This window comes from Rhizobium sp. 268 (assembly GCF_036571585.1).
GTDB lineage: Bacteria > Pseudomonadota > Alphaproteobacteria > Rhizobiales > Rhizobiaceae > Rhizobium > Rhizobium redzepovicii.
This window is the reverse complement of record NZ_JAPPSO010000004.1, coordinates 190,149-202,924: the sequence shown is the minus strand read 5'-3', so window position 1 is coordinate 202,924 and position 12,776 is coordinate 190,149. Positions and strand designations below refer to the sequence as shown.

At 62.1% G+C, this 12,776-nt stretch carries 14 protein-coding genes; 4 read left to right on the top strand and 10 right to left on the bottom strand.

What is annotated here, in order from left to right; all coding sequences use genetic code 11:
• Positions 1-10: 10 nt before the first annotated feature.
• Positions 11-481 carry a DUF1801 domain-containing protein gene (locus tag OS035_RS09660; RefSeq protein WP_097628497.1) on the top strand — a complete coding sequence of 157 codons (471 nt, stop codon included), beginning with the start codon at positions 11-13 and terminating at the stop codon, positions 479-481.
• Positions 482-516: 35 nt separating this feature from the next.
• Positions 517-966 carry a DUF1801 domain-containing protein gene (locus tag OS035_RS09655; RefSeq protein WP_097628498.1) on the top strand — a complete coding sequence of 150 codons (450 nt, stop codon included), beginning with the start codon at positions 517-519 and terminating at the stop codon, positions 964-966.
• Positions 967-1,092: 126 nt separating this feature from the next.
• Here OS035_RS09655 and OS035_RS09650 read toward each other — a convergent pair whose 3' ends face one another.
• The 4 genes from OS035_RS09650 to OS035_RS09635 form a co-directional block, all read right to left on the bottom strand.
• Positions 1,093-1,569, bottom strand: a complete 477-nt coding sequence (locus OS035_RS09650; protein ID WP_097628499.1) for an SRPBCC family protein — start codon at positions 1,567-1,569, stop codon at positions 1,093-1,095.
• Positions 1,566-1,907, bottom strand: coding sequence for an ArsR/SmtB family transcription factor (locus tag OS035_RS09645; RefSeq protein ID WP_097628500.1), 342 nt, complete (start codon positions 1,905-1,907; stop codon positions 1,566-1,568). The genes OS035_RS09650 and OS035_RS09645 overlap by 4 nt, the downstream gene beginning before the upstream one ends.
• A complete protein-coding gene (locus OS035_RS09640) occupies positions 1,904-2,590 on the bottom strand; it encodes a glutathione S-transferase family protein (protein WP_097628501.1) in 687 nt (228 codons plus the stop codon). The genes OS035_RS09645 and OS035_RS09640 overlap by 4 nt, the downstream gene beginning before the upstream one ends.
• A gap of 101 nt (positions 2,591-2,691) precedes the next feature.
• The gene (locus OS035_RS09635; protein ID WP_097628502.1) at positions 2,692-3,510 is read right to left on the bottom strand and encodes a class I SAM-dependent DNA methyltransferase; all 819 of its coding nucleotides are present in this window, start codon (positions 3,508-3,510) and stop codon (positions 2,692-2,694) included.
• A gap of 114 nt (positions 3,511-3,624) precedes the next feature.
• On the opposite strand from OS035_RS09635, the gene OS035_RS09630 reads away from it, so the two are divergent.
• Positions 3,625-4,350 carry a DUF2270 domain-containing protein gene (locus OS035_RS09630; RefSeq protein WP_097628503.1) on the top strand — a complete coding sequence of 242 codons (726 nt, stop codon included), beginning with the start codon at positions 3,625-3,627 and terminating at the stop codon, positions 4,348-4,350.
• 16 nt (positions 4,351-4,366) lie between these two features.
• On the opposite strand, the gene OS035_RS09625 is transcribed toward OS035_RS09630, so the two are convergent.
• The 4 genes from OS035_RS09625 to OS035_RS09610 form a co-directional block, all read right to left on the bottom strand.
• The gene (locus OS035_RS09625; RefSeq protein ID WP_003594110.1) at positions 4,367-4,633 is read right to left on the bottom strand and encodes an usg protein; all 267 of its coding nucleotides are present in this window, start codon (positions 4,631-4,633) and stop codon (positions 4,367-4,369) included.
• Between the two features lie 172 nt (positions 4,634-4,805).
• Positions 4,806-5,636 carry an ABC transporter permease gene (locus tag OS035_RS09620; protein ID WP_097628504.1) on the bottom strand — a complete coding sequence of 277 codons (831 nt, stop codon included), beginning with the start codon at positions 5,634-5,636 and terminating at the stop codon, positions 4,806-4,808.
• Positions 5,633-6,439 carry an ABC transporter permease gene (locus OS035_RS09615; RefSeq protein ID WP_097628505.1) on the bottom strand — a complete coding sequence of 269 codons (807 nt, stop codon included), beginning with the start codon at positions 6,437-6,439 and terminating at the stop codon, positions 5,633-5,635. The genes OS035_RS09620 and OS035_RS09615 overlap by 4 nt, the downstream gene beginning before the upstream one ends.
• A gap of 113 nt (positions 6,440-6,552) precedes the next feature.
• Complete coding sequence (locus tag OS035_RS09610) at positions 6,553-7,326, bottom strand: transporter substrate-binding domain-containing protein (protein WP_003569151.1); 774 nt, start codon at positions 7,324-7,326, stop codon at positions 6,553-6,555.
• 329 nt (positions 7,327-7,655) lie between these two features.
• On the opposite strand from OS035_RS09610, the gene OS035_RS09605 reads away from it, so the two are divergent.
• Positions 7,656-9,869, top strand: a complete 2,214-nt coding sequence (locus OS035_RS09605; RefSeq protein WP_097628506.1) for an OmpA family protein — start codon at positions 7,656-7,658, stop codon at positions 9,867-9,869.
• Between the two features lie 108 nt (positions 9,870-9,977).
• Here the strand turns inward: OS035_RS09605 and OS035_RS09600 are convergent, their stop codons facing one another.
• Together OS035_RS09600 and OS035_RS09595 are read right to left on the bottom strand one after the other, a co-directional pair.
• The gene (locus OS035_RS09600) at positions 9,978-10,736 is read right to left on the bottom strand and encodes an alpha/beta fold hydrolase (RefSeq protein ID WP_331813637.1); all 759 of its coding nucleotides are present in this window, start codon (positions 10,734-10,736) and stop codon (positions 9,978-9,980) included.
• A 52-nt stretch (positions 10,737-10,788) separates the two neighbouring features.
• Positions 10,789-12,555, bottom strand: coding sequence for a cytochrome c biogenesis protein DipZ (locus OS035_RS09595; RefSeq protein ID WP_097628508.1), 1,767 nt, complete (start codon positions 12,553-12,555; stop codon positions 10,789-10,791).
• Between the last annotated feature and the right edge of the window lie 221 nt (positions 12,556-12,776).

The following is a 12,776-nucleotide window of genomic DNA, read 5'->3' as shown; positions in this document are numbered from 1 at the left end:
GAGTGACGCAATGGCCGGCAAGACGTCCAAGACCCAGGTGACACTCACCGAGAAGACCGCCGCCAAGCCGGCCGCTGCAGAGCCGACCCTTCTTTCGGGCGGCAATCCGCAGATCGCCAAGGGTTACGGCGAAGCTCCGGTGCAGGCCTATATCGCCGCGATGCCGGGCTGGAAAAGCGATGTCGGGCGCCGCCTCGATGCACTGATCACGCGTACCGTGCCCAACGTGCATAAGGCAGTCAAATGGAACTCGCCGTTCTACGGCATCGAAGGGCAGGGCTGGTTCCTCGGCATTCATTGCTTCACGAAATACGTCAAGGTGGCATTCTTCCGGGGTGCGTCGCTGCAGCCTCTGCCGCCCGGCTATTCCAAGCAGAAGGAAGTCCGCTACCTCGATATCCGCGAGGACGACGAAATCGATGACGCCCAGCTTGCCGCCTGGGTGGAGCAGGCCAGCCAACTGCCCGGCGAACGGATGTAACAACGAATACCCCTCGCATGAGGGCGGGAGGAACTATGAAGAAAGCGACAGCAGCCATGAAGACGAGGGATTCCGGGGACGCAAATGGGGGAGCCTCGCCGTCTCAACTGATCGACGCGAGGATCAAGGAACTCGGCGATTGGCGCGGCGAAATGCTCGCCCGAATCCGTGCGCTCATCAAGCAGGCCGAGCCCGAGGTGGTCGAGGAATGGAAGTGGCGAGGGGTTCCGGTGTGGGAGCGTTCCGGCATCATCTGCACCGGCGAGACCTATAAGAACGCGGTGAAGCTGACCTTCGCCAAGGGCGCCTCTTTGCAGGACCCCTCGGGTCTCTTCAATTCCAGCCTCGACGGCAACACGAGGCGGGCCATCGATTTCCATGAGGGCGACGAGATCGACGAGGAGGCGTTGAAGACGCTCTTTCGCGCCGCCGCAGCCTTGAATATGTCAGCAAAGGCCGCCGCCTCCGGGAAGAAATCGTCGTGATTAGCAGAAAAGCGAAAATGCTCTAAAACGCGTCGCATCAAACTTGATTCATGCGACGCGCTTTAGCTCTTTGTTTTGATGCATGTCGCTATCCCGGAACCGCTGCACACTTCCGGGCGACATGCATCAGTGGATCGGGTTCGCCTCGCGCTCTAGGAAGAGTTCCAGATTGTCGAGGCCGATTTCCGTGCCCTGGAGGCGTGCGCCGTTGTCGGCGTAGCCGTCGAGAAAGACCACCTGTTCAGTAAAGATCATCCTGGTGCCCTCGGGGTCGGCTTCGAAGGCGACGGTGGCGAGCGAGGCGGAGATACGCCTTTCACCGAGCTTCATCTCATAGGCATAGATGATGCGGACATCGGGCACGATATCGATGTAATGGGCGTCAAAAGCATGCAAAAGTCCGTCGGTATCGGCGACATGATTCCGCTCGGTGCCACCGGGACGGAAGTCGAGTCCGTATTCCAGCGGCGCCCATTCGCCGTGGCAGGCGAACCATTGGCGCTTGGCCTCCGGTATCGACCAGGCGCGGAAGACGCGGGCGACCGGCGCCTTCAGGCGCCGCTCGATGACGAGGGTGGTGTGTTCGGCGGATCGTGTTGTCATTCGGAAAAGGTCTCCGGCTCTTCGGCGAGATATTGATCCAGCCTGTCGAAGGTAGCGTTCCAGCGGCTCTTTCGCTGTTCCACCCAGCGCTCGACGGCGGCAAGCGCGCCCTGCTGCAGGCGGTAGGTTCGCACCCGGCCGGATTTTTCGGAGAGTACGAGGCCGCTTTCCTCCAGCACCTGCAGATGTTTCATTACCGTCGGCAGGGCAACCGCAAGCGGCGCGGCCAGCTCGGTGACGGAAGCCGGGCCGCGGCCGAGGCGGTCGATCATGCCGCGGCGGCTGCGATCGGAAAGCGCGTGGAACATGCGGTCGAGACCCGCCTGGCCGTCAATCATCCCGCGGCATCCCGGAAGCGGATGGGCAGCCTGTCATGGTAGGGATAGAACTTGAAATAGGGGCGGGCCTCTTCCAGCGCCCTTGCAAAGGATGGGCGGGCGAGCAGCCGGTCGTAGTAGGCGCGAAGCTTCGGCTGCTCCTCTAAAAACGGGACCAGCGTCTCGGCGTAGAAGAGGGCGGGTGCTGCGCCGCAATCGGCCATGGTGAAGGCCTCGCCCGAGATCCATGAGCTCTCCGAGAGCTGTTTTTCGATCATCGCATAGGCGGTGGCAAGCGTTGCCTTGCAGCCGGCCACCTCTGTCTCGTCCTCCTTGCCCTCGGGGCGCCGGCGATTGCTGACGATGGTCTGCATCGGCGCCTGGACATAATTGTCGAAGAAGCGATCCCAGAGGCGGACCTGCAGTGCCCGGTCGATTTCCAGCGGCAGCAGGGAAACGGGGCCGGGATAATAGTGATCGAGATATTCGATGATGATCGACGTCTCGGGAACCGTGCTGTCGCGCGCTTCGTCCCGCAGCAGCGGCATCTTGCCGATCGGCCAGAAGCGGAAAAGATCAGCGCGCGAGGTCTCGTCGGAGAGATCGACGAGGCGGTTTTCGAAGGGTGTGCCGTTCTCGTAAAGCGCGATCAGCACTTTGTGGCAGAAGGAGGCGAGCGGATGCCCATAGAACACGAGCGACATGCGGCGACCTTTCCTGTTAGGCGGAAACTTTACCGACCGACTAAGTATCAGGTCGGAAAGGAATGCGCAACAGATAGTTCGTCGATCGTGAAACTATTGTATCAACCGATATATCTCGCGATCACCAGATGGCCGGGCGTTGGCTGGCCGTCTTCCATGCGCACGTTGATATCCGATATCTCGACGAGTTCGAAACCGGTAGCCGCCAGGCGTTCTTTCACATAGGCGTCGGCATGGGCGAAGCGCTGGTGTGGGCCGACCATGTAGGCGCGGCCTGCAAGGGTCTCCTCCGGCAGGGTTTCCGAGGAGAAGATGAACAGGCCGCCGGAGGTCAGGTTCTCGGCTGCGCCGAAGAACAGCGGTTCGAGCGCGCCGAGATAGGGCAGCACGTCGGTGGCCGTGATGATGTCGAAGGCTTCCTCATCATTGTCGTCGAGGAAGTCCTCGACCTCGGCGACGAAGAGCGTCTCGTAGAGATCCTTCTCATGGGCGATCTCGACCATCTTCTCCGAAATGTCGAGCCCAGTCATATCCGCGCAGAGGTCGCGCAGCGCGCCGCCGGTGAGGCCCGTGCCGCAGCCGAGATCGAGCAGCCGCTTGAACGGCCCGAGCTTCAGCGCCTGCAGCCGCTGGCGCACCAGCATCGGCACGTGATAGCCGAGCTGCTCGACGAGCACGTCTTCGAAAACCTCGGCATGCTGGTCGAACAAGGTCTCGATATAGGCGTCCGGCGCCCTGACCGGCGTCTCGCCCCGACCCATCGCGGCGATGCGCACCGCTGCACCGCCGTGGTCGTCGGGATCGATCGCCAGGACCTCCTCATAGGCTGCAACGGCCGCGTCGACATCGCCGGCCTTTTCCAGCGCCAGAGCGCGGTTATAGGCCTCGCCAAGGGCTTCTTCGTCGATCTTCTTTGCCATAACAGTCCGCCGTCCTTTTGTTTCACGCATGCGTCTAAGGCGGCTTTCGATGTTTTGCAATGGCGTGGCTGTGGGCGCAGAATGGCCAAAAACAAGACGAAGGGAGGAAAAGCCATGAAATCGGAGCAAGAACGGACGTCATCGGTGTTGGAAGGAGAGGCTGCGCGGGCGTTGCTGCTGCCTGGTACGCCGGGCGAGATTACCAATACGCTCAGCCATTATTACCGCGGCGAACTCGGACGGATGACGAGCTGGCGCGACCGCATCGACCGGACATCCAATTGGGCGATCACCGTGGTGGCGGCGCTGCTTTCGGTGTCGCTGTCGACGCCGACCTCGCATCACGGCGTTCTGCTGTTCGGGATGATGCTGGTGACGCTGCTTCTGATTATCGAGGCGCGGCGCTACCGCTTCTTCGACATCTACCGCGCCCGCATCCGCCAGATCGAGCGCAGCTATTTTGCGCAGATTCTGGCGCCAGACGCGGGGGCCGGCAGAGAATGGGCCGCGGTGGTCGCCAGCAGCCTGCGCAAACCGCGTTTCCTGCTCAGCTATCGGGACGCGATGCACCGCCGGCTCAAACGCAATTACGTCTGGATGTATTCCATCCTGTTTCTTGCTTGGTGCCTGAAGATCTCGACGCCGAAACTGCAGACGGAGGGCATGCCGGCGCTGCAGGCGCAGTCCTGGACCTATGTCATCGACAATGCCGTGCTGGGGCCCATTCCAGGCCTTGCGGTCATTGTCATCGTTGCCGTCTTCTACCTCGGCATCCTCTGTTTTGCGCTCAGCCCAGTCCGCGACCAAGGCGAATTCGGCCATGGCGAGGCGCATGTCTGATGCTGCGCAAGCCGGATCAGTGCAGGATGAACTCTCCCTTCAGCGCCCGCCACTCGGTTGCCGAGATCAGCTTGCGGTGGATGTAGCGCACCGAGTGCAGCGGTCCGTCGAGCTTTTCTTCCCAGAATTTCAGGAATCCGCGCATTTCGGGGAAATCGGGGGCGAGATCATATTCCTGCCAGACATAAGTCTGCAGAATTGCCGGATGATCCGGCAGGTGGTAGAGGATCTGGGCGGTCGTCAGACCATAGCCCTGCAGTTGTTTTTCCATGTCCTTGTGCATCGTGTTCACTTCTTCTCGTCCCCACTCGCGCGCTTATTAGCGCTACATGATATGGAAACATGCGAGTGGTTAACGGAAGCTTTACAGATACTTCATAAAAGGACAATTTATTTTTGATATCAATGGCTTGGCAGCATCTCTCCGAGAGTGCTGCCAAGCCGGACCGCAGGGGTCAGCGCTTGAGATGCCGGGTCAGGCGGCGTTCGATCCAGGCCCAGAGATGGCGCAGCGCTTCGACGATGGCGAGGTAGAAGATCGCCGCCCAGAGATAGGTCTGGTAATCGAAGGTGCGGGAGAAGGCGTAGCGGGTTTCGCCCATCAGGTCGAGCACGGTGATGATGGCGACAACAGCCGAACCCTTGATTAAAAGGATGATCTCGTTGCCGTAGGGGCGAAGGGCGACGATGAGAGCCTGCGGCAGGACGATCTTGCGGAAGGCGATGAACCTGTGGATGCCAAGGGCCGCGGCCGCTTCGTGCTGTCCGTGCGGCACGCTTTCGACAGCGCCGCGAAGGATTTCCGCTTGGTAGGCCGCGGTATTGATGGTCATGGCAAAAAGGCCGCAATACCAGGCTTCGCGGAAGAACCACCAGATGCCGACGGCCTCAAGCTGCGGGCGGAATACGCCGAGGCCGTAATAGACCAGGAACAGCTGGGCAAGCAGCGGCGTGCCGCGGAAGAAATAGATGTAGCCATAGGCGAGCGCATTCAGCACCCGGTTCTTCGACATGCGCGCCGCCGCAAGCGGCAGCGACAGAACTGCGCCGCAGATGACGGAAATGAAAACGAGGCTCAGCGTGACCCAGAGGCCGTGGAGGTAACGCGGTCCGTAGCGAGCGAATTTTTCCGGATCCCAGCCGTTTATCACGGAGATCATCAGCAAAGCGCCGAATACCGCCCAGAAGGCGACGAGAATATAACCGGCGATGCGCGCCGGCGTGACCGGCTTCATCACTTCGCGCGGTGCGGGCTGCGGCGGGATCAGCGTTTCGGCGTAGCTCATCGGCGGATCTCCGAACGCTTGGCCCAGCGCTCGACATAGACGAGCAGAAAGGAGGAGAGGATGGCCAGCACCAGATAAAGGCAGCAGGCCAGGCCATAGAAGAAGAAGGGTTCCTTGGTCACGCGCACCGCGACGCTCGTCTGGCGCAGGATATCGGCAAGGCTGATGATCGAGACGTAGGAGGTGTCCTTCAGGAGCACCATCCAGAGGTTCGTCAGGCCTGGCAACGCGATGCGCACCAGCTGCGGCAAGATGATGAGACGTAGCGTTCGGCCGTGATGCAGGCCAAGCGAGTCGCCGGCTTCATATTGTCCCTTGGGAATGGCGCGAAAGGCCGAGAGCAGAACTTCCGAACAGTAGGCTGAAAAAACGACCGAAAGCGCGATGACGCCGGCGAGGAAGGCGTTGATCTCGACCGGCGGTCCGTCATAGCCGACGAAGGTCAGCAGAGACTGGATGAGCATCTGCATGCCGTAATAGATGATGAAGAGCGTCAGGAGCTCCGGCAGGCCGCGGAAGATGGTCGTGTAGATGCCTGCCGCCAGCCGCAGCGCTTTTTCTTCCGACTGCTGGCCGAGCGCCACCAGGAAGCCGATGGCGAGGCCGATCGGCAGGGTGACGATCGCCACCGAAACGGTAACCTGCAGGCCAAGTGCGATCTCGTCGCCCCAGCCGGTGTCGCTACAGGCAAGGATCGTCGACTGACCGAGCCAGGTGAAGATGCCGACGGGTCCGCACAGCGGATCCAAAATGTGCACAAGTGCGCTCCAGAAGGAGCCGAGCGCGGAAAATAATCCGCCCATGCGTGAATTCCCCTCACGGCTTTTGCCGTTTTGATCTTGCCATCTTTGTCAAACAAAAATGGCGGAAGAGCAAGCCTTCCGCCATTACCTTGACTGGCCAGATAGCGAATTTCTTATTCGCCGTAAACGTCGAAGTCGAAGTACTTGTCCTGGATCTTCTTGTATTCACCGCTGGCGCGGATCGCAGCAATTGCCGTGTTCAGCTTTTCCTTGAGCGGATCGCCCTTACGGATGGCAATGCCTGCGCCGTTGCCGTTGATTTCCTTGTCGACCGGCAGGGTCGTCAGGATCTTGCAGCAGGCGCCGGCGTCGGATTTGACCCATTCGGAGAGAACGACGACGTCGTCGATGACGGCGTCGACACGGCCGCTGGAGACGTCGAGCTTGTATTCGTCAGCCGTCGGATAGAGCTTCAGCTCAGTATCGGCGAGGTGCTTCTCGGCGTAGTTGGCATGCGTCGTCGAGGTCTGTGCGCCGATCACCTTGCCTTTGAGGCCGGCAACGTCGGTGATCTTCGAATCCTTCGGCACGGCGATGGCCGGCGGGGTGTTGTAGTACTTGTTGGAGAAGTCGACGAGCTTCAGGCGCTCCGGCGTGATCGACATGGAGGAAACGATCATGTCGAACTTCTTGGCGTTAAGCGCCGGGATGATGCCGTCCCAGTCGGTGCTGACGAAGGAGCATTCGGCCTTCATCTCGGCACAAAGCGCCTTGGTGATGTCGATGTCGAAGCCCTGGATCGTGCCGCTGGCGTCGACGAACTCGAAGGGCGGATAGGTCGAATCGGTGCCGATCACATACTTCTCGCCATCGGCCATGGCCGAGCCGGCGAAAAGGGACATCGCCGCGATCGAGGCTGCCGCGAAAATACGGGTGGAGATATGCATGAGGATCCTCTCTGTTGGTAGCCGCCGCTCTTTTTCTCGTGGGCTGACGGCTGCAGTTCAACGGTCCGAGACCGCCTTGCGGCGATAATCAGACTTTTTTTCATGGAATTGCAACACAAATCCCATCGCAATTGGGCGGTGCAAATTGCAGTCGAGATGAACGTCGGCAGACTGCAACATTCACGCGAGGTTAATCTGCAGCTTCCTAGAACCGGAACAAATCGGCGGCTCGGCGATTGCCATTTCGCCGTTTCGCCTCATTGCGACGCTAGGGGCGGAAGCTGGGCCTGTCGGCCTTCAGGAAGCTCAAACAGGATCGAGGAAACCCGATGGGCATGAAATCAAGATTGTTCGCAAGCGCGGCTTTTCCGCTGCTTTCCCTCTCGCTGGCGTTCCAGCCTGCATCGGCAATGGCTGCCGTGCGCGACGTCGCGACGCAGGCTCAGGCCGTGCGGCAAGTCGAACAGGGCGGTTTCGAGGTGGCCCAGGATGCGCCACAGGATGCGCCTTCCGATGAGGAGTTGCTGAAGAAGAAGCGCAAGCAGAAGGAAGAAGCTCCAGCCGAAAAGGCACCGGCCGCCGAGCAGCCGAAGGAGGCGCCCGCCGAAAAGCCGAAGGCTGAGCGCAAGGAGGCGCCGGCGCCTGAACCCAAGGCTCCTGAACCCAAGGCAGAGCCGGAAGCGCCGAAGGAAAAACCTGCGCCGCAGGCCGAAAGCAAACCCGAGCGGAAAGCCAAGCAGGAAGCCCAGCCCGAGGTCAAGCCGGAGGCCGCGCCTCAGCCGGAGCAGCCTGTAACGCAGGAGAAGCCGAGGAAGCCGAAGAAGCAGGCCGAGCCGGAGGCTCAGCCGCAGCCCGAACAGCAGCCGGCGGCAAAGGAAGCGCAGCCGGACACGGAGCAGGCGCAGCCGGAAGCCAAGCCGGAAGGCGGCAAGCGCGCCAAAGGGCAGGACAAGGCCCTAGGCAAGGATAAAGGCAAGGGCAAGGCCGAGACTGGTGCTCCCGAAGCCGTGACGCCAGCCGAGGAGCAGGCAAAGCCCGAAGTCAAGCCGGAGGCAAAACCCGCCGCCGAAGCACCGGTGGAGAAGAAGCCGGTAAAGGGCGAAGCCGCAGCACCCGCGGAGAAGCCGGCTGAAGGCAAGGCAACTGAAGATAAGGCAACTGAAGGCAAGGCGACCGAAGATAAAGCGGCGGCACCAGAAGCCGTACCCGCCGAAAAGCCAAAGGACGGCACCGCGGCAAAGCCTGCCGGCGAACAGCCCGCCGGCGCGCAGCCGGCCGCGCCGGCGACCGACACTGCTCAGCCGCTGCCGGATGCCAGCGGCGGCCAGCAGGTCGAGCAGGCCATTCCGGCGCCGGAAAAGGTTTCGCCCGAAGAGCTGGAGCGCCGCAAGAAGATTGCCGCGGATCCGGCCAAGAGCAACGAGACCGTCGTGCTGCCAGTCGAGAACGGTGCGGCCGTGCTCGACAGCGACAAGGATGCCGACCGCAGCAAGGGCCGCGAAGGCCGCCGCGACCGCGACAAGATGCGCGCCGAGACCCAGGAGGTGAAGGTGCCGACCTCGGATGCCGATGCGCAGGCCGCCAGCGGCGCCAAGGCGGCGCCGACGATCAAGCTTGAAGCGGTGACCAGCGAGAAGGGCAGAAAGCTCGATGCGCGGCCGCAATTCGTCCGTCCCGACGGTGCGCGCGTCGACGATAGCACCGACGACAATCGTGTGATCATCCAGTACGACAATCGGGTGATCGTGCGTGGCGACGACGACAGGCGGTTCCTGCGCGACGGCGAACGGCCGAGCTACGAGGAACTGTCGGGTGATCGCTACCGCGAGACAATCACGCGGCCGGAGGGTTATCGTATCGTGACAATCCGCAACCGCTATGGCGACATCATTCAGCGGTCGCGCGTCGACGCCCGCGGGCGCGAGCATGTGCTCTATTATTCGCAGGACCTCTACGACGATCCGGACCGCGACTATTTCGAGGATCCGGGCGCCGACCTGCCGCCGATGCGGCTGCGCGTACCGCTCAACGATTACATCATCGATACTCGCAGCGACCCGGACCGGGATTATTACGAGTTCCTGAGCGAGCCGCCCGTCGAGCCGGTGGAGCGTGTCTACTCGCTTGACGAGGTAAAGTATTCGGCCCGTATCCGCGACAAGGTGCGCCGCATCGACCTCGACACGATCACCTTCGCGACCGGCAGCGCCGATATCCCGATGACCCAAGCGCGTACCCTGCGCAAGGTTGCCGACGCGATCAGCCAGGTGCTGAAAAAGGATCCGAGCGAAACCTTCCTGATTGAGGGTCACACGGATGCCGTGGGAACCGATCAGAGCAACCTGGTCCTTTCCGACCAGCGGGCGGAATCGGTCGCGAACGTGCTCTCCGACGTCTACGGCATCCCGCCGGAGAACTTGGCGACCCAGGGCTATGGCGAGCAATATCTGAAGGTCAACACGTCAGGCCCCGAACAGGAAAACCGCCGCGTCACCATCCGCCGGGTGACGGCGCTGGTTCGGCCGGTGGCTGCCAACCAGTAAATATCGTTGCCCCTCTCCATTATGGGGAGGGGCATTTTATGGCCTTTTCCTTCTTCTCGGCGGGGCGAAGGCGGCCGTCGATGATCTGCTGCCCCCATCCCGCCGGTCCTACTCGCCGGCTTTCCTGGCCGCCTTTTCGATGATGTCGGCGACCTTCTCTGCTTGGGACGCGAAGACGGCGTGGCTTGCCTTGATCTCGGTCACCTCGCTGCCGGCCCGTTTTGCCATCTCGCGTTCCAGGTCGGGGTTGATGGCGCGATCCTCCGTGGCGACGATCGACCAGCTCGGTTTTGTCCGCCATGCCGGCTCGGCGCTTTTGGCGGAGAACGCCTGCTTCGAGGCGAAGACCTGTGACCTTGCTAGGAAGTCGGCTTCGGCTTTCGGCAGGTCGGCAGCGAAATCCGCGGCGAAGGCTGCGGGGTCGAGATAGAGATACTTACCGTCCTTGGTTTCCTTAATATCCATGCTGCCGGCGGGCTTGGAGCTCGCAAGGCTCAGCAGGCTTTCGCCCTTGTCGGGCTGGAAGGCCGCGACATAGACGAGGCCTGCGACATTGGGGTCGTTGCCGGCTTCGGTAATCACCATGCCGCCATAGCTGTGGCCGACGAGCAGGCTCGGTCCGTCCTGGAGGTCGAGAACCCGCTTCGTCGCTGCCACATCGTCGTCGAGCGAGGTGATGGGCTCCTGGACGATGCTGATGTTGAAGCCGCGTTTCTGGAGAATCTCCGTCGCCTTGCGCCATCCCGACCCGTCGGCGAGCGCGCCGTGCACGATCACGATGTTTTTAACGGCGGCAGCCTCTGCTGCGAAAGCGATGACGGTGGTGGCGAAGGCAAGGGCTGCCGTGAAGAGAAGACGTCTGTTCATGGGTATCACTCCTTTGGTCGTTGTCGAGGATCGGAACTGATCAGTCTGCAGGTCAGCCGAAAGTGAAGGCGTAGGCCTGCACTCCGGGATCGAGGAAGCGGATCTGGAAGTTGCGGGCGCCGACCGTGCCGGACTGGCGCACCAGCTGGTAAAGCCTGGTCGCCGTCACCGTGCCGTTGCCGTCGGCACCGATGTCCGAGCCGTGGTCCGGCCCCGGCGCCTTGCCATCGACCGTCACCTGGAAGCGGATCGGTTTGCCGTCGGCGCCAGGCCCCAGGACAAGATGCAGGTCGCGGGCGCTAAAGCGATACGTGATGCCGCCGCCGGCCTCATCAAGCCTCGCCTCATCCTTGCCGACAGTCCAGGTTCCGGACAGGCCCCAGCCGTTGAGGCCGGGTTCGGCGATCGAATAATTCTGCGGCGCGTCGGCCTGCAGTCCCTCGGGCGAGGCAAAATTCGCTGCCTGTTCGTAGCCGAGATAGGTTTCGCCGGAGCGGATATTGCCAAGGTCCGGACCGGCTTCCACGCCCTTGGCATCCGGTGCGACCGCCGTACTTGACGTCATCTGGCCGCCGGCTTCGCGCAGCAGGTCCTGAATGGCTTTTTCGGTCCTGCCATAATTGCCTTCGCCGAAATGGTGGTAGCGGATCTGGCCCTCGGCATCGATGAGATAGCCGGCCGGCCAGTAGCTGTTTTCGAAGGCGCGCCAGATTTTGTAGTCATTGTCGATCGCGACCGGATAGCCGATCTCGAAGTCACTGAGCGCCTTCTTGACGTTGTCGAGCTTCTTCTCGAAGGCAAATTCCGGGGCGTGGACGCCGATCACCACGAGGCCCTGATCGGCGTATTTTTCCGCCCAGGCTTTGACATAGGGGATCGTGCGAATGCAGTTGATGCAGGAATAGGTCCAGAAGTCGACGAGCACCACTTTGCCCCGCAGCTGCTCGGTGGTCAGCGGCTTGGAGTTCAGCCATTCGACGGCGCCGTCGAGCGAGGGCGCATAACCTTCGACGGGCAGATCGCTGCGGAAGGGCTTTTTCGCGTCTGCGATCAGCACGTCGTTGCTGGCGACCTCGGCGGAGGCGCCGGCGGGCTTGGCATGCAGCCTGTCGAGCACGGCCTGCTCCAGCGAGGCGGTGCTCGCATAGGAAAGCCGCGATAGCAGACTGGTGTCGAGGCCGAGGGCGATGACGGCAACGCCAGCGAGTACCGCAGCACCGAGACCTTGGCGAATCCGGTCGCCGAAGCCGAGCGAGCGTTTCATGGCGGCGAATATCCTGCCGCCGACAAGCAGGGCGACCGCGAGCGAAGACGCGGCACCGGCGGCATAGGCGGCCAGCAGGAAGGTGGTCTGCAGGTTGGCGCCCTGCAGGGCGGCGCCTGTGAGAACAAGGCCGAGGATCGGCCCGGCGCAGGGCGCCCAGAGCAGGCCGGTGGCGACGCCCAGGATGAGGGCGCTCTTGACCGTCGGCGCGGCGCGTCCACCGCCGTTGGCGTTCAGGAGATTGTTGCCGAGATCGACGATCGGCCGGGCAAGGGTGCTGGCGAAGCGCGGCGACAGCAGGCTGGCTCCGAAGAGCGCCAGCAGGACGATAGCGGCGAGGCGGCCATATTCATTGGCGCGGATGGCCCAGCTGCCGCCGACCGCGGCCAGCGTGGCGACCAGCGCGAAGGTGGCGGCCATCCCCGCCAGCATCGGCAGCGTGCTCTTGACGAAGGGCTGCCCGGCACGGGCGAAGACGAAGGGGAGGATCGGCAGGATACACGGGCTGAGGATCGTCAGCGCGCCTCCGAGATAGGCAATGATCAGAAGTGTCATCATCGTTTCCTTTGAAACCGATTGATCGGGCTCTGGACGGCGATGGGCCTGAACCAGCAACGACGGGGATATGGCCGGGTCGACGTATCCCGGATGTGTCCGACTTCGCGGGAAAATGTACCGAAGTGTTGCTGATGGGAGATCGCGATACAGAGCGACACAAACCGGGGTCGCAGCAACCGCCAGCGGTGAAAACGGCGCGATTGTATCGGAATGTATCC